We start from the raw sequence: 21,269 nt of genomic DNA, 5'->3' as shown, positions 1-21,269 counted from the left end.
AATAATAATTCATGACGTACTTTGTCGGTTCTGGTGGCTATTTCCAATAGTGCCTTCAAAGTTCAACAGCTCTCGGTATCACTTCAATCATGCAGAATAAAAACACGCCCTGGCAGTCTTATTGGAAAGACACTTCTTTTGATACGTTTGGTGCCCGATTCAGCAACGACAATCCCATCGCGGAAGTTTTAGGTAAAGAATTACCTTCTATAAATTTCTTAAGCTGTACACCTCAATGTCTTTTAGATTTGGGCTGTGGCAGAGGTGAACACTTTCAATGGTTGCGGCAAGTGCTGCCTTCCTTAGAAGGTAAAACACTCAAAATTACCGGCGTTGATACAGCAGTACCTGATACTAAATTGGATGCCAATACCCGTATTTATACCGACAATTTTGAAGCACTTATAAATACCAAGCGTTCTCAAGAAACCTTTGATATTGTGTTTGCACTTTTCGCAGCAGAATATGGCAATGGGCAGAAATTAATCAAAGCGCTAACAAGTATGGCCAAAAAGCCCATAGACTGTATCTTTTTGATGCATACATCGGAATCAGCCATCAGCGCTAAGTCAAAAATCTCACTCAGCTTTTATGAGTTACTTCTGGACAAGGCCACTGATACCGCATTGCGAACACTTAAAAAATCCCATGAAATAAAAACCTTCGAAATGTATGTGCTGGGTAAAATTAACAGTATTGTACAGTTAAATCAGCCGGATTTGATGGAAGATATGCAGCTGGTAGTGCAGAGATTGCAACAGCTGTTTAGCGCAGTAGATTTACGCCAAAAATCAGAGCATGTTAATGCACTTATCGGCTATTTTGAGCAGCTAAAAATGCACGTATTGAGGTTAAAGCAACAATTAAAAGCGGGGGCAAACAGCGAAGCTCTCGCGAATGAAATTGTTAAACATAACTGTGAAATTAAGGTTGATAAATACCTCGAAAACCAATTTGGCCAAGTTGGGCGTTTGGTTCATTTTGTTTTAGCGCCTTAGGTTTAGTACTTCACAGTGCAAGGTATAAATGAGTTAGAAAGTCATCATGCAAAATTCCTTTTTTAGTCAAACATCATCGATTCTCCATCGTCAGTCGAATTTGATGTTGGTGTCATTGGCAGGAGGGCACTCTGCTATCAACTTGGCGCCAGCCGATATTGAACTCATTGCTGCCTTGCTTAACAATCAAAACGAAGAGCAAGCCATTAGTGATTTTATGGCCACCGAATCGGGTAAAAACGCGGCCAAAAACATCACACGTTCCCAGCTAAGTGGCAGACTCAGAGAGTTAGCAGTCGCTCTAAAAAACTCCGATATAGCACAAGATTTAACGATTACAGATTTAGTTGTTACTGCTGAACAATCTGCACTGCAAGGTTTTGATAAAAATGAGGTAAATTACCTGAGTATGCATCACAGTGTGCATGTGACATCGAGAGGCTTTATTTCCTATGCACCCAAATTGCAGAATTTTGTAAAACTCAGCTCAGTGCAAGTAATATTGCTGTTTTCCTTTGCACAAGGGAAACAACTGGAAGAACTTCTGCGCGATGCGATGTTTCAATCTTGGTCACCAGAGCATCTTACTGCTCAAGTTTTCGCTTTAAAAAACGCAGGAATATTGGTTAGCAAAACGATACTCAAAAGCAAAAGTGAGACTAAGCTAAGCGTGTTTTCAACAGAAACACCAGAGGCAACGATGGTGGATCTCGATTGGCAAAGTATCTCAGTCGATGGCCGTATCCCTGTTTATTTTGTACCGCACATGGAAAATCACTTTCCGTTGGCGCTTGGGGTCCTTTTAAACGCACTTAATGAATATAAAGATGGCCTTCTAGCGAAGAGATTCTTGTTTTTGCCCATCAATTACCTGGAGCCTTCAGAATTGATCAATGGGCCTTATCGCAAATTTGGCAGCGGTATCTGGCTGTTTTCTAATTACATGTGGTCAATCGATCTGAATATGCAGATCAGTAATGCTATTAAACAACACGATTCGGGAAACTTTACCATCCACGGTGGACCTAGTACGCCAGATTACCCCCAAGCCTGTGAAGAATTTTTAGGTAAAAACCCTTCGGTTGATATTGCCGTTCATGGTGAGGGTGAAGTTACCATCACAGAGATTTTTGAAGTACTGAACGATTCTTTCAATATTGGTACTGACCTTGACCGGTACAAGTTGAGTCAGGTGGCTGGTATTACCTACAAAGACCCGATTTCCCAAAAGGCGATGCGAACTGGCAGTAGAGAGCGCATGAAGCAACCTGATTCCGTATCTTCACCTTATTTGTCTGGGGTGTTCGACAAGTATCAGGGCAGGGTAGAAGCCGCAATTATTGAGAGTAATCGCGGATGTCCTTATGGCTGCACTTTTTGCGACTGGGGCTCGGCCACTAACCAGAAGGTTCGTAAATTTGATTTAGACAGAGTGTTCGATGAAATCACCTGGATAGGTCGCAATAAGGTGAGAGTATTGTGGATTGCAGATGCAAATTATGGTTTGTATGAGCGAGATATTGAAATCTCAAAGCATATCGTCGCCACAAAACAGAAGTACGGTTATCCCCAAGAGGTGGTCGTTAATTATACTAAGAACTCAACGCGTAAATTGGTGGATATCATCAAAGTGTTCAGTGCTGGCGGTATCATTAGCCAGGGCATCATCTCTATTCAAACAACGGATGAAAAAACCCTGGAAGTTATCAATCGCAAAAATATTCGCACAGAGCGCTATGATGAATTGTCGGAGATTTTCTCTGAGCTCAAGCTACCGCTTTCTACTGATTTAATGATAGGTTTGCCAGGTATAACAGTTGCTTCGTTCAAACACGATTTGCAACGCTATATAGACAAGGATATCTCGGTTAAGGCATATCCAACTCAATTATTGCCTAACAGCCCTATGGCGGACCCAGAGTATATTAAAAAGTATCAAATTGAGGTTGATGAGAATAGTTTTATTACCTCAACCTATAGTTTCTCTCATAACGAACTCATAGAAATGAAGGGGCTTTTTCATGTTTATGAAATGGCCGAAGGCTATGGTCTGTTGCGCTATGTACTTAGGTTCTTGCAATGGGAACATCAAATACAGAGTATCGACTTTTTACAAAAGCTGATGCAGGACATTCAGTCCTCACCAGCTGCCTACCCGCTGTTAACGTGGGCGGTGAGGTATTTTAATACAGAGAAAAATATGCCGGGTGGTTGGAACGCTTTCTACCAAGAAGTGTCCAGCTATGTTACCGAGCAATATGGGCTTTTAGAGGACAGCACATTATCTACAGTCTTTTCAGTGAGCGCCTTAGCAATGCCTGATGACGGGCTTAATTATCCTTACACCACCGAATTGCAACATGATTTTGTCAGCTACTTTAAAGATGCAAAAGATAACTTCAAGCCTCTTAAATCTTATACCAAAGGGGAATTTCAGGTATCAGACCCTAATTCCCTCGTGGATATCGATCTAAACTCGGCGCAATATGATTCTCATCAATATTTTTGGGAGCTACATTCAGAGGTGGCGCGTCCCAAGTCATTGGTGAAAATGTCAGCTACCGCTAGTGAAGATTATTAACATAGAGTCTTAGTTGTATTTTCAAAGGTGGAAGCGAAACACAGATGTAATTTGAGGTGACTTTAATTGTTAAAATCACTAGTGCTTTCTCAGATCCTGACTATATTGAATAAAAACATTGCACATTCAATATTGTGCCGATTAGAGCAACAGCTCCCATATCGACTCCGAGATGGGAATTACACTGCTAGTGTGTGTTCAGAGCGCGACAAGGACCTGACTCTCTCAATCTAATCATGGAAAAGCTGGATATCACGTTCTAACTGACAAATGACTGCGGATTTATTTAAGAAAGCATTACACGCCCATCAGTCTGGCGATTTAAAAAGTGCCTCGGAGTATTATCACAAGTTTCTAAAGCGGGCTCCAAGAGAATACAATGCTCTGCAACTGCTAGGAGGGGTTTATCATGCCCAAGGGGACAATCAAACAGCGTTAAAGTATCTGATTGCCTCTCTGAAGATAAAGCCTGACCAGCCTCAAGTAATGTTAAATGTCGCAACCTGCCAGAGGCAGCTGAAGGAATACACTGCTGCACTAGGTACATTAAGCCAAGTTATTCGCAAAGATCCTGCAAATTTTGGCGCGTTTAAATCACGGATGTTTGTGCTTGTGGAGATGGGTGACTACCAGCGGGCTTATCAAGAATTAGATACTCAAATCCACAAATTTCCGGGACATTACGAGCTATACAATCTTTTAGGGGCCGTTGCGTCCGAGTGTGAGCACTATCAAAAAGCCATAAAAGCATACAAAAAAGCCTTAAAAATCAGACCGAATTCTGATGTAGCGAGGCATAACCTGGGGTTGGCATTCAGCCAAAATAATGAACCAGAAAGCGCTCTGAAAGAATACTTGATCGTGCTGAATAGTGGTAAGCACAGCTATCAACTAATGCATAATTTAGCAAGCGCTTACCTGGATTTAGGGCACTTTGAACAGGCGATTACCTACTTTAACAATGCTTTAAAACTGAACTACAAAAGTCTTGATAGTCATAAAAAATTGAGTGACTCACTTTGGCAGTCAGGAGAAATTAAAACTTACTTGCGAAATTTCGAAGCAGCAATCAAAAAGTATCCGAATGAAGAAAAATTTTTGTACGAATACCTGCGACGATTACTAAAAGGACAGCGCTGGCAAGAAGCAAAAGTATTACTGGAAACGCATTTTAATAAGCGCAACGGAGAAAGTGTTTTTCAATATCTATATGGCAAATATTTGATATCAGTAGGGCAGCGCGATGAAGCCCGAACTTGGCTGTGCAAGGCAAGTGAGTCGAAGCATTTAAGTGATAATGATAAGCTAGACCTTTGCCGTCATTTGTTTACAGTGAATGAAACTGAATTGGTAGGTAAAATTACTAGAGAAATATTGGCGGAAAAACCAGAGCATGTAGGGGCGCTGGCTTGGTGGGGATTGTATCTGCGCCAGGTAAACGATGATTCAGAAAAAAAACTCAATAATTATCAACAGCTTGTTGGTGAGTATCAAATATTCGACCCAAGAGTGGATAGCAACTTCTATCGTTCGCTACTCAATACTTTGACTCGGTTGCATTTGGCAAACGAAGAGCTTATCGACAAATCTAGCCACAACGGCACACAAACGAGACGACATCTTTTTAAATCGGATGTGCCTTGTTTAATGGAGTTGGAAACGCGCTTAAGAGGATATGTTGAGGATTATCTCAGAGAGAAATCTCAATACCGCAAATGGGGACATTGGCCGGAAGCGGATAATTTTGTCATTTCGGATGCCTGGTCGGTGCGATTAAAAGAGCGGGGGTATCACAAGGGACACTATCACCCGAAGGGACAAATCAGTGGGATTTTCTTTTTGTCGCTCCCTAAATTTGTTGATAATCCAGGTTCAAAATCGGATTGTCTCGCATTTGGTGATCCTGAAATTGATAATGTAGAAAGTTTTCCAGCGCTGCGATTGCTCAAACCCGAAGTCGGCAAGCTCATCATATTTCCTTCATATTTTTGGCATAGCACTAAGGTTCAGACCCTTTCAGGGCAAAAAATAACCATTTCATTTGATGTTAATGCACCTAAATTTTCTTGAGTGGAAAAAAAGTGGTGGTGATTTTCTATACGAATCGAATATGGGCCCAATAATAGGCAGAGAAAGCCTTTTGATGCGCCGAGGCTCAATGCCTGAAATGGAAACGCGACAGCTTAGCCTTTTTCCATTAACAAACTGTTACAGCTTATTCGCACATTTATTAAACAAATGCCTGATGAAATTCAGATTTTTGTTATATTTTTTTTAAGCTATTGTTGATCTCTGGCCCGTTGGCTGCTTGACTTACTCTGTGTATCCATGTGAATATCGTTGGGTCCCAGTGCCCTTTCAATAGAGTAGGTACTGACTCCAATAACAAAAAATTTTTCAAATATCGTCCCTTGTTATGCGATTCCAAATGTAACAAGGATTAAAGTTTAATTGGTTGGGAACTATGTCCAAGATGAGCAAGAGAAATTTAATTGCCTCAGCTGTCGTAGGTGTTTTAGCACTTAGTGGCAGTGCCTTGGTCTCAGCAGATCCGCTTTCGGATTTGCAAAATGAGGCTGGAAAAAATCATGCGGCTGCAAAAAAAGCCCAGGAACGAATCAATAATATTTACGAGCAAACTCAAGACTTGCTTGTTGAGTATCGTCAAGTGGTTGATGAAACCGAAAACCTGAAAGTCTACAACGACCACATCGCTCGTCTTGTTGCTGATCAGCAAGAAGCGATTGACGATCTACAACGTCAAATTGATAGCATCGACGGTGTGAAAAAAGGCGTTGTACCTCTCATGTACAACATGATCGACTCTCTTGAGAAGTTCATTGAGCTTGATGTGCCAATTCGTTACGAGCAACGTAAAGCACGTGTCGAGCGCCTGAAAGAAGTGATGGGTAATGCCAACGTTACCGTATCAGAACAATTCCGTTTGATTTTGGATGCTTACTCCATTGAACTGGATTACGGCACAACGATTAATTCTTATCAAGGCGAGTTAGACTTTGGTGGTCAAACCATCTCTGCTGACTTCTTCAACTTGGGCCGTACCGCTCTTGTCGCTTTGTCTCTTGATCAGAAGAACGGTTGGGTGTGGGATAACAATGCACGTACCTGGAACGAGATGGAAGATAGCTATCTGTCATCGGTAAACAAGGCGATCAAGATGGCTAAGAAACTTGAGCCAGTAAACTTGGTTAAACTACCTGTTCCCGCGGCGGAGTAAATAATAATGAAGAATACTATTAAAGCACTATTAGTGGCTTCTTCTGTAGCCGCTATGTCAATGCCAGCAATGGCACAAAGCTCACTTGATCAACTGTTAGATCAAGTTAAGAGTAACCGCGTATCTGAAGCGAAGATTAATCAGCAACGTGAAGCTGAGTTCTTGGCTGCTCGTGCAGACAAGCAAGCTTTGTTAAACAAAGCGCGTGCAGACCTGAGAGCCGAAACCGACCGTGGTGAGCGCTTGAAGAAGCAGTTTGCCGACAACGAAATCGCTTTGGCTAATAAGGAAGTTGAGCTTGAGAATGCAGTCGGTACATTGGGTGAGATGTTCGGTGTTGTTCGTTCAGCAGCAGCTGAAGCGTTTGGCCGTATCTCTACTTCAATCGTAAGCGCTCAGTATCCTGACAGAACTGAATTACTAGAGAAATTGTCTAACGAGTCTAAAGGTCTGCCTAACATTAGCGAACTGGAAGACATGTGGTTTGCACTGCAAACTGAAATGACTGAATCTGGTAAAGTGACACAGTTCCAAGCTGAAGTAATCAGCCTGGACGGTGGTTCTTCTTCTCAAACAGTAACTCGTGTCGGTACTTTCAACCTAATCGGCGACGAAGGTTACTTGCTGTATAAAGATGACTTGAAGCAAGTACAACCTCTTGGTAAGCAGCCGGATGGCCACATGGTTTCTGCGGCGCAAAGCTTTACCAGTGCAAGCGGTTTAGCTCCTTTGTTTGTTGACCCTTCACGTGGTTCAATCTTAAGCCTGTTAACCCAAGCCGCAACGCTTGAAGATCGTTACCATGCAGGTGGTATCCCAGGTTACATCATCACTGTTATGCTAGCTATCGGTGCATTAATTGCTGTTTACAAAGTTATTACTTTGACAGTAATGGGCGGCGCAATCAGAAGCCAGCTTAAGAACATTGATAATCCTTCTACTAAAAACCCACTGGGTCGTATCTTGACTGTTTATGAAGAGAACAAGTCTGCTGATACAGAAACACTTGAGCTTAAAGTTGATGAAGCTATCTTGAGAGAGTTACCTTCCATCGAGAGCGGTATCAACATTATTAAAATCTTGGCAGCAATTGCACCTCTGTTAGGTCTACTAGGTACGGTAATCGGTATGATTGCAACCTTCCAGCAAATTACCTTGTTCGGTACTGGTGATCCTAAGATCATGGCAGGTAGTATCTCCATGGCGTTGGTAACAACGGCTCAGGGTATTATTGCTGCGTTACCATTAATTCTTTTACACGCTATTACAGCAGGTAAGAGCAAGAGCATTTTGCATATTCTCGACGAGCAAGCTGCGGGCATCGTAGCTTCACGTGCAGAAGGGGAGAAAGCGTAAGATGTTATTCCTGATAGAGACATGGGAATCTGTCAGGGATTTTATCGCTACTGGCGGCGATGTCTTGTATGTCGTCGCGCTAGCGCTCTTCCTAATGTGGATATTCATGATTGAGCGCTTTTGGTTTCTTAACGCGGTATTTCCAACTGTACACAAGAATATTGTGGCTAAATGGGATGCCCGTGAAGATACCACTTCCTGGTATGCGCATAGAATTCGTGACGCTTGGATTTCCGAAGCTTCGGATAGTTTAAATGAGCGCATTTTGTTAATTAAAACACTAGTCGCGATGTGTCCGTTAATCGGACTGTTGGGCACGGTAACCGGAATGATTAACGTGTTTGAGACAATGGCCACTCAGGGTACAAGTAACCCTCGCTTGATGGCCGCAGGTATATCAATGGCAACTATTCCTACTATGGCAGGAATGGTGGCAGCATTGTCCGGACTGTTTTTCAGTTCTCGTCTCGAAACCAAAGTGAAAATCGCGAAAGAAAAGTTGATTGACAGTTTGCCTCATCACTAGAGAGAGAATTATATGGCTCGCAAAGAACGTGAACAGGGAGAAGATGCAGCGATTGATATGACACCGATGTTAGACATCGTGTTTATCATGCTTATCTTCTTCATTGTTACTACATCGTTTATCAAAGAAGCAGGCATCGAAGTTAACAAACCAACAGCAAAAACTGTGGTTGAGAAAAAAGGTGCCAATATATTCGTGGCCATTACTGCTGACGGTGACGTCTGGTTAGACAAGAGACAAATCGACCCGGGTGCAGTGCGTGCCAATGTCGAACGTCTATTGGCTGAGCAAGCATCTGAAGTAGTTATTGTTCAGGCTGATGAAGATGCTGAACATGGAAAAGTGGTCGACGTTATGGATCAGATCAAAGCCGCAGGTGTTAATCGCATAGCGGTAGCGGCGATAGGTGGTTAACTATGGGTAGAATTATCGTTTCAATCATCGTTGGTGCTGCGATTACTTTTGCCTTGTTCTTCATTATGGCTGAGTTGATTTCTAACTCACAAAGGCCTCCTGAAGAGAGTGCACCGCCGCCTATTATCGATATCGTGATGAACGAGCCGGACGCTAATGTTCAAACCAGAACACGAGTTCCGCCTCCACCACCACCTCCGCCGCCTCAGCCACCGAAAATGCAACCGGCTGAACCTGAGGTAGCTGATGCAAATACGGATGGTATGTCGTTCAACATGCCAGGTGTCGACCTTGGTGGAGCTAGCATAGACATTGGTGGTCCAGGTTCAATGCAACGTGATGGTGAAGCAACACCTATCGTACGTATCGAACCAAGATACCCAATTCAGGCAGCTCGTGATGGCAAAGAAGGCTGGGTAAGATTATCCTTTACCATTAACGAAGTAGGTGGCGTCGAAGACGTAGAAGTTATTGAAGCTGAACCTAAGCGTGTGTTTGACCGTGAGGCCAAGCGCGCACTGAGAAAGTGGAAATACAAGCCTAAAATCGTTGACGGTAAGCCGGTTAAGCAGTTCAACATGAAAGTGCAACTAGACTTCAAACTGGAGGGTGATTCATGATCAAAATGAAATCTTCGATCCGAAAGCTTTTTGGTCTTTCAGTATTGTCCGTGGGTTTGTTGACCGCTGGCACAGCTAGCGCACAAACGCCACCGGTATTATGTCCGGACTACAAGCGTGGTCCAACTAAAATACCAGGGCAAAGAGTGGGTAAAAGGGTGCAGAAAGCCTTTGAAGCCTATTCTGCCGAACTGCTGGATGAGGCAATTGAGATACTTAAAGAAATTGAAGCAGATGACTCTTTCGACAGAGCATATGTTGATAGATTTTTGGGGAACTTGCTTGCTTCTCAAGAGGGCAAGGCCAGCGAGGCTCTAAATTACCTTCTTCGTTCCGTTAAAGAGAAAAATCTTAACGACAACGAACATGCTCAAACCCTACGTTTAGTAGGGGATTTGAACATGATGGAACGCAACTTCGGCCAAGCTGTTGAGTACTACAATAAATGGATGGATTACACCTGTAAGGAAGATCCAGATGTTTATACTCGCCTGGCGCAAGCGTTTTATGAAACTAAACAATTGCCGAAGATGATCGCTCCCGCTGACAAAGCAATTGCGATGTACGACAAACCTAACAAAAACCCTTATGTGTTAAAGTTAACTTCTTACTACGAACGTAAGATGTATAAAGAAACCATTGAGGTGGCAGAAACACTCGTTAAGTTGTTCCCTGAGAACAAACAGTGGTGGACACAGTTAGGCTTCTTCTACATGTTGGTTGAGGACTTTAGCAAGGCATTGCAGACATTTGAGTTAGCTTATACTCAAGGTTACCTGCAAAAAGCGTCTGAAATACGAGCACTGGCACAGTTGTATGGTAGTTTAGAAATTCCATACAAATCCGCTGTTATCCAGGAAAAGTATCTGAAGTCGGGTTTGTTAGAGGCTGATGAAGATACCTTGTCGCGACTTGCCAATGCCTGGCACCGTGCTAAGAATTACGTTAAAGCTGCTGACTATTACGGTCAGGCCGCAGCTATTAGTAATGATGCAGAGCATTATCGCAAACAAGGCACTTTGCTACTCTCAGCTGAGAAGTACAAAGAAGCTATAGTCGCATTAAAGAAATCTCTTGACGCGGGCAGCGATAAAGAAGGCTCCATACAAATGGCGCTGATGGAAGCTAACTTCTATCAAGGTAAGTTCAAGGAAGCTTATGTGCATATTAAGGAGGCTATCAAAGATAAGTCTGTTGCACGTAACGCAAAAGCTTGGGAACCTTACATTAAAGAAAAAGCAAAAAATCGTGGTATAACGATTTAAGAAAAAAGCCCGCAAGGGCTTTTTTTATGCCTGTTGTTTAATCATACATTTCCAAGTTCACATGTCACTTTCGGTTATTTGCTAATTTGGTATTCCTCCCTTTTACCTCCTCTAAGTTAATTGGCGCAACTTTCAAGACGAATGAAATAGTTTTTCAACTACCAGGGTCTATACTTTTGAAAGCGTTCGCAAGACGCAACAAGACTAAAACTTTTAATTAAGGATACGGGTATGAAACAAGTTAAAAAATCTGGTATTGCTACAGCGTTAGGTGCAGTTGTTATTGGTTCACTGGCGTCCGTAAGCTTGCAAGCGAACGCAAGTCCATTTGCCATCAGCACGTTGGATTCCGGTTACATGCAAACAGCTGCCGAGGGCAAATGCGGTGAAGGCAAGTGTGGCGGTGATAAGTCCGGCAAAGAAGGTAAAGGCGAAAAAGAAGGCAAATGCGGCGAAGGTAAATGTGGCGGCGATAAGTCGGGCAAGGAAGGCAAAGGTAAAGAAGGCAAATGTGGCGAAGGCAAATGCGGCGGCGATAAGTCAGGTAAAGAAGGCAAGTGCGGCGAAGGCAAATGCGGCGGCGACAAGTCCGGTAAGGAAGGCAAGTGCGGCGAAGGCAAATGCGGTGGCGACAAGTCCGGTAAAGAAGGCAAATGTGGCGAAGGCAAATGCGGTGGCGACAAGTCCGGTAAAGAAGGCAAATGTGGCGAAGGTAAATGCGGCGGCGATAAGTCCGAGAAAAAAGGCAAAGAAGGCAAGTGTGGCGAAGGCAAATGTGGTGGCCAAGCCTAATCATTCACTTGTAATTGCATAAGGCTGGTATTCCAGCCTTTTTTATTTCAGAATTTTAAATCTCCGCTTGTTTAGAGAGAGGTTTTAGTGAAACAACTTTATGGTGCCGGATTAGGACTGCGCAGAGAGATGACGGCTGAGCTTGAGGCCGGATTACCCGAGGACGTTGATTTCTGGGAAGTGGCACCAGAAAACTGGATTCCATTTGGCGGCAAATATCAGCAGCAATTAAAACGATACACGCAAGGGAATCAGTTTGTTTCTCATGGTCTGTCGCTTTCTATCGGTTCGCCCGAAAAGCTCGATGTGAATTTTGTGAAACAAGTAAAAGCCTTTCTGGATGAACATAATGTTTTATTTTACAGCGAACACTTGAGCTATTGTTCAGGAAAAGGGCACATGTATGATTTGATGCCAATACCTTTTACCCAAGAGGCGATAAATCATGTTGTTGCCAGAATTCAGCAGGTACAGGATATTCTTCAGCGTCCTTTGTTGATGGAGAATGTTTCTTATTATGCCGCACCCGGCCAGGAACTTTCTGAACTTGAGTTTACTGTTGAGATATTACAGCGTTCTGGTTGCCTGATGTTGCTTGACGTTAATAATATTTATGTCAACGCCATTAATCATAAATATGATCCAGTAGAATTTTTAAAGGGTATTCCTTCGGGAAAAATTGTCTATGGGCATATTGCAGGGCATTACGACGAAGCTCCGGACTTACTCATTGATACTCACGGCACAGAGGTTAAAGATGAGGTATGGCAACTGCTGGACAAAGCCTATCAACTGCATGGTGTATTTCCGACCCTACTGGAAAGAGATTTTAACATTCCAGCCCTTGATTCATTGCTTGAAGAGGTCAATCGCATCAAATCCATACAAACTAAATATGCAACGAACCAAAACAAGAGTGCTTAAGAATGTCTTTTATTGATTTACAACAGCAGTTTATGGGGCATATTCGAGATCCGCAAAATAATCCAGCTCCTCAAGGTATAGAAGACCGGCGATTGGCCGTATACAGAGAACTGTTTTTTAATAATATAGTGGGATTCCTGAATTCCGGTTTTCCGGTACTTGAATCTCTTTATTCTGAACAGGATTGGCAAGTCCTCGCGCGGCGTTTCTTCAGCGACCATGATTGTCGCTCACCCTATTTTGTGGATATCAGTAAAGAGTTTGTAGAGTTTCTGGCGAATGAAGTTACTGAGCAGGAATATCAATATCCCTTTGTACCAGAGTTAGCACACTATGAATGGTTAGAGCTGGACTTGAGTGCTCGTAAATCCCCGCCTTTGAGGATTTGGGATAAAGGACAGAGCTTTGATAGTTTTCAGCTTTCTCCTTTGGCTGAACTCGTAAGTTATCAATGGCCTGTGCACCAAATTTCAGAGCATTACATACCTGACAGCCCCGGTGAAGAACACTGCTTTTTTGTGGTACACCGAGATAACGACAACCGGGTACATTTTTCACAGATTAATCAGGTTACTGCGTGGTTGCTCTCACAAATGGAAGACCGGGTTATTGATCTCGAGCAATTGAATGGGCTCATGTTGTCTGGATTAACGCATCTCCCCCCCGAGCAGGTGCTCAGTGCAACTTTGGACATTGTAGAGCAAATGTTAGGCAAACAAATTTTTGTGTTGCCCTCTAAATCGTCTTGATTCTGTACAGTTAAGCACAAGTTTATGACCATGCGATTGCTTATGCGGGCTAAAGTGATCTACCATTACGCCATATAACTTTAAGGTAGATAAATTATGGCGAATGAATCACATGACGGTCCACACGACCCATTTAACGCAAAATATCTTTTGGCTATTTTAGGGGCTGCGGTTCTGTTTCCATTGATGCACATTTTTGTTGGCATCAGCGTTTTTGTGCTCTGATCAAATACAGGAATTTGCCAGTGACTGCTGACATTGTAAAATCGGCCATTAAAACCGTACCAGACTACCCAAAACCCGGCATTATGTTCCGCGATGTAACCTCGTTAATGCAAGATGCTAAGGCATTTAAGCATTCAATCTCTCTACTGGCTGAGCAGTTCTCAGGTATGCGCTTCGATCGCGTTGCAGGAACCGAAGCCAGAGGTTTTATTTTCGGTGCGCCACTGGCACTAGAACTGGGGATCGGCTTTGTTCCAGTAAGAAAACCGCGCAAATTACCCAGAGAAGTGATCAGTGAAAGCTATCAATTGGAATACGGTGAAGATTGCCTTGAAATGCACAAAGACGCGGTTTTTCACGGTGAGAAAGTACTTATGATAGACGACCTGCTTGCCACTGGCGGCACTATGGTTGCAACGGCAAATCTGATTCGCCAACTGGGTGGCGTTGTGGAGCACGCCGGGTTTGTTGTTTCATTGCCTGATTTGGGTGGTGAGCAAAAGCTGGCGCAGCATGGTATTAAGAGTGCCGCCATCTGTCAGTTTGAAGGGGACTAATTCTCTTGAGTTATCAGGTACTGGCCAGAAAATGGCGTCCGGGAAAATTTTCTGAGCTAGTCGGGCAGGAACATGTCGTAAACGCCATTAGTAATGCGTTAGACAATAATCGTTTGCACCATGCTTACCTGTTTACTGGAACCCGTGGCGTGGGTAAAACCACTATCGCGCGGATTTTCGCCCGCAGTCTCAACTGCGATAAAGGCATGTCCTCAAACCCTTGCGGTGTATGCAATAGCTGTAAAGATATTGAACAAGGCAACTTTGTCGACTTGTTGGAAATCGACGCCGCATCTCGCACTAAAGTTGAAGACACCAGAGAGCTACTGGACAATGTTCAATATCGTCCCACTCGTGGAGACTATAAAGTGTACCTCATTGATGAAGTACACATGTTGTCTAAACACAGTTTTAATGCCTTGCTTAAAACGCTCGAAGAGCCACCTCCGCACGTCAAATTTCTTCTGGCCACAACTGATCCTCAGAAACTACCCATAACGATTTTATCTCGTTGTTTGCAGTTTAATTTAAAAGCGCTAACGCGAGAGCAAATTAGTGGCCAGTTAGCCTATATTCTTAAACAAGAGGGGTTGCCATACGATGAAGCTGCCCTGGCGTTGTTGGCCAAATCAGCGCAAGGTAGTATGCGTGATGCGTTGAGTTTGACGGATCAAGCCATAGCTCAGGGCAATGGTCAGGTACTGTCACAAGTAGTGTCTGACATGCTAGGTCTTATCGATAATGATAAGATTGCCAGGCTAACACAGGCAATTATCATTAAGGATAAGCAACAGGTTTTCCAGCTTATCGATGAACTGGCGCTATCTGGAGCTGATTTCAAGAGTGCGCTGGCTGAACTGATGAGTGTATTTCACCAAGTCGCTCTTACCCAGTTTGTTCCTGAGGTTTGTAAGATAGAAACCACTCAGGCGCGACAGATCTTTAATTGGGCTAAGGTTATTCCGCCTGAACAAATACAATTGCTTTATCAAATTGCTCTGCAAGGTCGTAAAGACATCGAGTGGGCCCAAGATACTAAAATGGGCTTTGAAATGGCGGTCTTGCGTATGCTGGCCTTTATGCCAGAAAAAGTATCAAGCGGTCTGGAGCAGTTAAAAAAAGCCGGTAATGAAGCTACTGAGGCACAAATAAAAGTGCCCATGATGGCTTCTGCAGAGCCTCCAGAGAACTTAATTAAGCCGCCTACCGCTGAAAAAAAAACGCTAGTTGAAGCCGAAACACAGGCTGAACCTCAAGTTTCTTCCGAAAATAAGGTTGTTAGTGGAGTTTCACCAGAAGAGGATTCGACTCAGGCAAATAGCCTTGAACAAGAACTTTCCGGGATCATAAAACAAGCAGAATCTTTAAATCCCATTAAACAAAGGGAACCGCAGGCACAGTCTGAATCTGCTGGTGAGATAGATTCATTTAATGCCGGTGATAAGGACGATAGCGGTGCTTTGTCATCATCACCAGATTACGCAGAAGCTGAAGACACCAACTACGCCGACGACTACCATTATATGTCACAGATGGATGCCGCTGAGAGCGAAGTGTCTGTAGGGCATGAAGCCTATACGCAGAGTCAGCCATTGGCAGAAGAGTTCAATCAAGGTTCTGCTAGTCAGCAAGCAACAGGACAGGAAACAGACACCGGGAATACCAATGCTGAGGATGCGCCGGTAAAGGCGGCATCAATAAGCAATACTTTGTCTTTATTGAGCTTGATGGATACCTTAGCGAGCGCACCGGAAGAGGGCAAAGATAATAAGGGGTCACCCACTTACGGTAAGCAATCTTCAGATGTGAGTGATTCTGAAAATCTTCTGACAGAAAATAAAGATTCAGAAATAACTGATATGCCTGAGGTTAGCCCTGCAACCGAGCCACCAAAAGAGAGTGTAGCGGAGCAATATCAGGATGATATTCTGGCTCCTGAGGATGCCAGACAAACTTTTCAGGACGATAACCAATCGACTTTGCCTTCAGAGCAGCCGCAAGTACTTGCAAATCAAGACGCTGAACCTCATATCTTCAATCCTGAAAGCCTGTTGCACAGTCATGTGGAAACCATGGATGAAAAGGGTGGCGAAGTTCAGCGGGCAGCGTCAGAGAGCGACGACGTCGCTGCAATCGATGTTGAACAAGATTTAGCGCCGTGGGAAGACGTTGAATCTTCTCAAGAGACGGAAGAAAAGACGTCACTGGCTGATGAAGCACAAACTCCATTAATGCCAGAGTCTGAAACGCAAGAAGATGTGCAATCATCGGAACCGCCGTCGCCGCATTTTGTAATAGAGCCGTTTGAGCCTGAAAACGCTATAGCCGATAACACGCACTCATCTGGTCTTGGTGATGATAACCAGGCTCCATCGGATTTGAGTGAGCCGGCTCATAATTCAGACGGTTTCAGAGACGCTCATGTCAGCGATACTGATTTTGGCGGTGCTGATTATAGTGACATTAATTATAGTGACAGTGCTGCGTCTCAACAGGACGACAACGGTTACCACGGCATTGTGGATGCTGACGAGGAAGAAGAGGAATATCACGAACTATTTGCGGGTCCAATACCAAAAGTATCAGTGGATTTTGAAATTCCCTTTAAAGTCAGCGGTAAGAAAGTGATTAAGGCCAGCCAGCTGGACACCTGGAGTCAGCTGATTGAGCAATCGGGTATCGGCGGGCTGAACAAGCAGCTGGCACTGCATAGCAATTACGTGCTGCAAGGTGACAACGTCAAGTTGATTGTCTCTGAGCATCAAAAGCACCTGTTTACAGACACTGCTTTGGCAGCAATTGAAGAGGCATTGTCGGAAACTTTGCAACACGACGTGAATGTGTCTGCACATATCGGCGAGGTTATTGACACACCAGCTGCCGTGCAATACGCAATTAACAATATGCGTCAGGAATATGCAGTTAAAACTATTCAACAGGACAGTGGCGTTAAAGCATTGTGCGAAGCGTTTTCTGGTACTGTGCTAAACGAAACAATTGAACCAAGATAACATCGGAGAAAATTATGTTTAAAGGTGGCGGTATGGGCAATATCATGAAGCAAGCCCAGCAAATGCAGGAAAAAATGCAAAAAGCCCAAGAAGAAATTGCCAACCTGGAAGTGGTGGGTGAAGCCGGAGCAGGTATGGTAAAAGTAACCATGATGGGTAACCACAATATCAAGCGTGTCGATCTCGACGATAGCTTAATGGAAGATGAGAAAGAGTTAATCGAAGATCTGATGGCGGCTGCAGTTAATGACGCCGTGCGTCGTGTGGCAGAAGCGTCACAAGAGAAAATGTCTGAAGCGACAGGTGGTATGCCTTTACCTCCAGGCTTTAAGATGCCTTTCTAATAAGGTTAAGAAAAAAAGCGCGCCATGAAGTTTAGCCCACTGATCAATGAGCTTATTGAGAGCTTTCGCTGTTTGCCAGGTGTTGGCGCAAAGAGCGCACAGCGCATGGCGTTTGCTTTGTTACAAAAGAACCGCACAGGCGCGCTAAAGCTAAGCGCCGCCCTCCATGATGCCATGGAGCATGTGCATCATTGTCAAACTTGCCGTAACTTTACCGAGCAAACTGAATGTGAAATTTGTCGCGATGAACAGCGCAGAGCAACTGGGCTATTATGCATCGTCGAAAATCCTCAGGATGTCATTGCCATTGAGCAAAGTGGCGAATTTAAGGGCTGCTATTTTGTATTAATGGGCAGACTTTCCCCCATTGATGGTATCGGTCCAGCCGAAATTGGACTGCCGCTGTTGCAGCAACGTTTGACCGAAGATGACGTTAAAGAAGCTATTCTGGCGACGAATTTTACGATGGAAGGTGAAGCCACTGCTTATTACATTACAGAAATGTGCAAGCAGTTAGAGATGCCTGTTACTCGTCTGGCTCAGGGCGTACCCATTGGTGGAGAGCTGGAACAAGTGGATAGTAATACCCTTGGTCGTGCGTTTAAGACTCGCAGTGCCATCTAATTAGCCCGGCTAATATCTATTGCCAGAGATTTATCAATTTTTGCTATTGAATTTGTCTTCTGCGCCCCTATCTCAGCTGTTGTAAAAAATTTATAACAGTCCAGGCAAAAGTTCTGGCTAAGAACCAAATTGACGGTTCGTATTATTTAACCCCTTTCTTTTCGATAGCGATTATACAGCAGCGGGATGAAAAGGTGTTTTGTGATATTGATGAGATATTTCAGGAGTAGATAAGCAATGGCTGACGCTGTGCAACACGAAACCCATGGTTTTCAGACGGAAGTTAAACAACTTCTGCAATTAATGATTCACTCTCTTTATTCCAATAAAGAGATCTTCCTAAGAGAGTTGATTTCAAATGCGGCCGACGCCGCTGATAAATTGCGTTTTAACGCTTTGTCTAACGATGCGTTGTACGAGAATGATGGTCATCTTCGCGTGCGTTTGAGCTTTGACAAAGACGCTGGCACCTTGACCATTTCTGATAATGGTATCGGAATGACCAAAGATGAAGTCATCACTCATCTTGGTACCATTGCAAAGTCCGGCACTGCTGAATTCTTCAGTAAACTATCTGGTGATCAGGCCAAAGATTCTCAGCTTATCGGTCAGTTTGGTGTGGGCTTTTACTCGGCCTTTATCGTTGCCGACAAAGTAACAGTAAGAACCCGCAAAGCTGGTGAAGCAGCATCTGAGGGGGTAGAGTGGATTTCAGAAGGCGAGGGTGAATTTGCTGTCGCAACTATCGAAAAAGCCACTCGTGGAACCGACATCATCTTGCACTTGCGCGATGATGAGAAAGAGTTCCTTGATGATTGGCGTCTTAAGTCTATCGTCACTAAATACTCGGATCACATTTCAATCCCGGTAGAAACCTGGAAAGAGGAAGTGCCTGAGTCTGAAGGTGAAGATGGTGAGAAAATCGAAGCGGTACCTGGTGAATGGCAAACCATCAACAAGGCCACAGCGCTTTGGAGCCGTGACAAGTCTGAAATCAGCGAAGACGAATACAAAGAGTTCTACAAACACATCTCCCACGATTTTGGTGATCCACTAAGCTGGTCGCACAATAAGGTAGAAGGTAAAAACGAATACACGTCTTTGCTTTATATTCCTGCAAAAGCCCCGTTTGATTTGTGGAATCGCGACCAGGCACACGGTTTGAAGCTCTATGTACAGCGCGTCTTTATTATGGATGATGCCGAGCAGTTTATGCCGGTGTATTTGCGTTTTGTGAAGGGCTTGCTGGACTCCAATGATTTACCTTTGAACGTCTCTCGTGAAATTCTGCAAGACAACAAAATCACGCAGGCAATGCGCCAGGCCTGTACTAAGAAAGTGCTGCAAATGTTAGAGCGCATCGCCAAAAACGATGCTGAAAAATATCAGGGCTTCTGGAGTGAGTTCGGTAACGTCCTCAAGGAAGGTCCCGCTGAAGATTTTGCCAACAAAGAAAAAATTGCAGGTCTGTTGCGTTTCGCGTCAACTAATGAAGACAGCAGCGCCCAAACCGTATCTTTGGCCGACTACATTGAGCGTATGAAAGAAGGTCAGGACAAGATCTATTACGTGACCGCTGACAGTTATGAAGCTGCGAAAAACAGTCCTCATCTTGAAATCTTCAAGAAGAAAGGTATTGAGGTCTTATTGATGTCTGACCGCATCGACGAGTGGCTGATGTCTCACTTGACAGAATTCAATGAGAAATCCTTCCAGTCAATTACGCGTGGTGCGTTGGATCTGGGGGACCTGGAAGACGAAGAGAGCAAAAAAGCGCAGGAAGAGGCAGAGCAAGAAGTTGCTGGCTTAACCGACCGTATTAAAGAAGCTTTGGGCGATAAGGTTAAAGATGTGAAGTTTTCTCATCGCCTGACTGATTCACCAGCCTGTGTGGTAGCTGACGAGTTTGGCATGACTACTCAAATGAAAAAACTAATGGAAGCGGCTGGTCAGGCTGTTCCAGACGTGAAATACGATTTGGAAGTTAATCCAGAGCACGCTTTGATTAAGGTGATGGCCAATGTGCAAGATGAAGAGCAATTTGCCAAGTGGGCTAATGTCATTTTAGATCAGGCTTCGCTAACCGAGCAGGGCAATCTGAAAGATCCTGCAGTGTTCGTGAAACAGCTGAATAGCTTGTTGATCGACTTGGCGAAGTAACAACTAAGTTAATTGCAGCGAGGGCAGAATTAATCTGCCCTTTTTTATTTTTAGATCTAAAAACTTTCAACATTCATTACATTAACAGACATTAGCCTTGTTTAGCGTCTGTTGAATGTGTAAAGTTTCGGATTAACTTTTTCAATTTTAGCAGTACAGTCTAGGGAGACAATCAGTATGCGCATCATTCTTCTCGGTGCACCAGGTGCGGGCAAAGGCACCCAGGCTCAATTTCTGATGGGCAAGTTCGGCATTCCACAAATTTCAACAGGGGACATGCTGCGCGCTGCCATTAAAGCAGGAACCGAGTTAGGTTTGGCTGCAAAGAAGGTCATGGACGAGGGTAAGCTCGTTTCTGATGAAATTATTATCGGTTTGGTAAAAGAAAGAGTTGCTCAAGCCGACTGCCAGAAAGGTTTTTTACTGGACGGTTTTCCACGCACTATTCCTCAGGCAGATGCCATGAAAGAGGCAGGTATTCAGGTGGATCACTGCATCGAGTTTGATGTGGACGACGAAATCATTGTTGAGCGTATGGCGGGACGTCGTGTGCACCCTGGCTCTGGCCGTGTTTATCACGTAACCTACAACCCACCTAAGGTAGAAGGAAAGGATGATGTCACGGGCGATGACCTTGTGATCCGTCCTGATGATGAAGAAGCCACGGTACGTAAGCGCTTAGGTATTTACCACGAGCAAACTAAGCCGCTAGTGGATTATTATAAAGCTGAAGCCGATGCTGGAAATTGTCAGTATCACAAAGTTGACGGTTCGCAGCCGGTTAGCGAAGTGAGCGAAAAGCTCGGAAAGTTATTGGGTTAATCCCCCAGACTTGATTAAAACCCACGCTCGTGGGTTTTTTTATGTTCGCAGTCTACAATAATA

Annotated in this window: 18 protein-coding genes; all 18 read left to right on the top strand. The window is 44.0% G+C overall.

Annotated elements, in window-relative coordinates; genetic code table 11:
- Window positions 1–89: 89 nt before the first annotated feature.
- The 18 genes from ACXAGP_RS16530 (at window position 90) to adk (ending at window position 21,206) form a co-directional block, all read left to right on the top strand.
- A complete protein-coding gene (locus ACXAGP_RS16530; RefSeq protein WP_475262667.1) occupies window positions 90–998 on the top strand; it encodes a class I SAM-dependent methyltransferase in 909 nt (302 codons plus the stop codon).
- 46 nt (window positions 999–1,044) lie between these two features.
- Window positions 1,045–3,579: a B12-binding domain-containing radical SAM protein gene (locus tag ACXAGP_RS16525; protein WP_475262666.1), complete on the top strand. Its 2,535-nt coding sequence runs from the start codon at window positions 1,045–1,047 to the stop codon at window positions 3,577–3,579.
- Between the two features lie 270 nt (window positions 3,580–3,849).
- Window positions 3,850–5,649, top strand: a complete 1,800-nt coding sequence (locus tag ACXAGP_RS16520; protein ID WP_475262665.1) for a tetratricopeptide repeat protein — start codon at window positions 3,850–3,852, stop codon at window positions 5,647–5,649.
- 403 nt (window positions 5,650–6,052) lie between these two features.
- On the top strand, window positions 6,053–6,817 hold the full coding sequence (locus ACXAGP_RS16515; RefSeq protein ID WP_475262664.1) for a DUF3450 domain-containing protein: 765 nt from the start codon (window positions 6,053–6,055) through the stop codon (window positions 6,815–6,817).
- Between the two features lie 6 nt (window positions 6,818–6,823).
- Window positions 6,824–8,173, top strand: a complete 1,350-nt coding sequence (locus ACXAGP_RS16510) for a MotA/TolQ/ExbB proton channel family protein (RefSeq protein ID WP_475262663.1) — start codon at window positions 6,824–6,826, stop codon at window positions 8,171–8,173.
- Window position 8,174: 1 nt separating this feature from the next.
- Complete coding sequence (locus ACXAGP_RS16505; protein ID WP_338291730.1) at window positions 8,175–8,699, top strand: MotA/TolQ/ExbB proton channel family protein; 525 nt, start codon at window positions 8,175–8,177, stop codon at window positions 8,697–8,699.
- Window positions 8,700–8,711: 12 nt separating this feature from the next.
- A complete protein-coding gene (locus ACXAGP_RS16500) occupies window positions 8,712–9,113 on the top strand; it encodes an ExbD/TolR family protein (protein WP_338291731.1) in 402 nt (133 codons plus the stop codon).
- Window positions 9,114–9,115: 2 nt separating this feature from the next.
- Window positions 9,116–9,733: an energy transducer TonB gene (locus tag ACXAGP_RS16495; protein ID WP_475262662.1), complete on the top strand. Its 618-nt coding sequence runs from the start codon at window positions 9,116–9,118 to the stop codon at window positions 9,731–9,733.
- 5 nt (window positions 9,734–9,738) lie between these two features.
- Window positions 9,739–10,998, top strand: coding sequence for a tetratricopeptide repeat protein (locus tag ACXAGP_RS16490; protein WP_475262872.1), 1,260 nt, complete (start codon window positions 9,739–9,741; stop codon window positions 10,996–10,998).
- 231 nt (window positions 10,999–11,229) lie between these two features.
- Entirely contained in the window at window positions 11,230–11,790 is a 561-nt protein-coding gene (locus ACXAGP_RS16485; RefSeq protein WP_475262661.1) for an HvfA family oxazolone/thioamide-modified RiPP metallophore, read from the top strand.
- Window positions 11,791–11,877: 87 nt separating this feature from the next.
- Window positions 11,878–12,714, top strand: a complete 837-nt coding sequence (locus ACXAGP_RS16480; protein WP_475262660.1) for an HvfB family MNIO-type RiPP peptide maturase — start codon at window positions 11,878–11,880, stop codon at window positions 12,712–12,714.
- A 2-nt stretch (window positions 12,715–12,716) separates the two neighbouring features.
- Window positions 12,717–13,463 carry an HvfC family RiPP maturation protein gene (locus ACXAGP_RS16475; RefSeq protein WP_475262659.1) on the top strand — a complete coding sequence of 249 codons (747 nt, stop codon included), beginning with the start codon at window positions 12,717–12,719 and terminating at the stop codon, window positions 13,461–13,463.
- A gap of 245 nt (window positions 13,464–13,708) precedes the next feature.
- Window positions 13,709–14,245 carry an adenine phosphoribosyltransferase gene (gene apt / locus ACXAGP_RS16470; protein ID WP_475262658.1) on the top strand — a complete coding sequence of 179 codons (537 nt, stop codon included), beginning with the start codon at window positions 13,709–13,711 and terminating at the stop codon, window positions 14,243–14,245.
- Between the two features lie 5 nt (window positions 14,246–14,250).
- Window positions 14,251–17,256, top strand: a complete 3,006-nt coding sequence (gene dnaX / locus ACXAGP_RS16465) for a DNA polymerase III subunit gamma/tau (protein ID WP_475262657.1) — start codon at window positions 14,251–14,253, stop codon at window positions 17,254–17,256.
- A gap of 14 nt (window positions 17,257–17,270) precedes the next feature.
- Window positions 17,271–17,600, top strand: coding sequence for a YbaB/EbfC family nucleoid-associated protein (locus tag ACXAGP_RS16460; RefSeq protein WP_338291739.1), 330 nt, complete (start codon window positions 17,271–17,273; stop codon window positions 17,598–17,600).
- A 24-nt stretch (window positions 17,601–17,624) separates the two neighbouring features.
- Window positions 17,625–18,224, top strand: coding sequence for a recombination mediator RecR (recR, locus tag ACXAGP_RS16455; protein WP_475262656.1), 600 nt, complete (start codon window positions 17,625–17,627; stop codon window positions 18,222–18,224).
- 237 nt (window positions 18,225–18,461) lie between these two features.
- Window positions 18,462–20,384, top strand: a complete 1,923-nt coding sequence (htpG, locus tag ACXAGP_RS16450; protein ID WP_475262655.1) for a molecular chaperone HtpG — start codon at window positions 18,462–18,464, stop codon at window positions 20,382–20,384.
- Between the two features lie 177 nt (window positions 20,385–20,561).
- Window positions 20,562–21,206 carry an adenylate kinase gene (adk, locus tag ACXAGP_RS16445; RefSeq protein ID WP_475262654.1) on the top strand — a complete coding sequence of 215 codons (645 nt, stop codon included), beginning with the start codon at window positions 20,562–20,564 and terminating at the stop codon, window positions 21,204–21,206.
- The last annotated feature ends 63 nt before the right edge of the window (window positions 21,207–21,269 follow it).

The organism is Planctobacterium sp. AWM4_229, assembly GCF_056160305.1.
Note: the sequence above shows the minus strand (reverse complement) of the source record. Positions and strands in the feature narration are given on the sequence as shown.

Coding starts and splice junctions, on each gene's coding strand:
- ACXAGP_RS16530 (WP_475262667.1), top strand. CDS start 90: ATGCAGAATAAAAACACGCCCTGGCAGTCTTATTGGAAAGACACTTCT.
- ACXAGP_RS16525 (WP_475262666.1), top strand. CDS start 1,045: ATGCAAAATTCCTTTTTTAGTCAAACATCATCGATTCTCCATCGTCAG.
- ACXAGP_RS16520 (WP_475262665.1), top strand. CDS start 3,850: ATGACTGCGGATTTATTTAAGAAAGCATTACACGCCCATCAGTCTGGC.
- ACXAGP_RS16515 (WP_475262664.1), top strand. CDS start 6,053: ATGAGCAAGAGAAATTTAATTGCCTCAGCTGTCGTAGGTGTTTTAGCA.
- ACXAGP_RS16510 (WP_475262663.1), top strand. CDS start 6,824: ATGAAGAATACTATTAAAGCACTATTAGTGGCTTCTTCTGTAGCCGCT.
- ACXAGP_RS16505 (WP_338291730.1), top strand. CDS start 8,175: ATGTTATTCCTGATAGAGACATGGGAATCTGTCAGGGATTTTATCGCT.
- ACXAGP_RS16500 (WP_338291731.1), top strand. CDS start 8,712: ATGGCTCGCAAAGAACGTGAACAGGGAGAAGATGCAGCGATTGATATG.
- ACXAGP_RS16495 (WP_475262662.1), top strand. CDS start 9,116: ATGGGTAGAATTATCGTTTCAATCATCGTTGGTGCTGCGATTACTTTT.
- ACXAGP_RS16490 (WP_475262872.1), top strand. CDS start 9,739: ATGAAATCTTCGATCCGAAAGCTTTTTGGTCTTTCAGTATTGTCCGTG.
- ACXAGP_RS16485 (WP_475262661.1), top strand. CDS start 11,230: ATGAAACAAGTTAAAAAATCTGGTATTGCTACAGCGTTAGGTGCAGTT.
- ACXAGP_RS16475 (WP_475262659.1), top strand. CDS start 12,717: ATGTCTTTTATTGATTTACAACAGCAGTTTATGGGGCATATTCGAGAT.
- ACXAGP_RS16460 (WP_338291739.1), top strand. CDS start 17,271: ATGTTTAAAGGTGGCGGTATGGGCAATATCATGAAGCAAGCCCAGCAA.
- recR (WP_475262656.1), top strand. CDS start 17,625: ATGAAGTTTAGCCCACTGATCAATGAGCTTATTGAGAGCTTTCGCTGT.
- htpG (WP_475262655.1), top strand. CDS start 18,462: ATGGCTGACGCTGTGCAACACGAAACCCATGGTTTTCAGACGGAAGTT.
- adk (WP_475262654.1), top strand. CDS start 20,562: ATGCGCATCATTCTTCTCGGTGCACCAGGTGCGGGCAAAGGCACCCAG.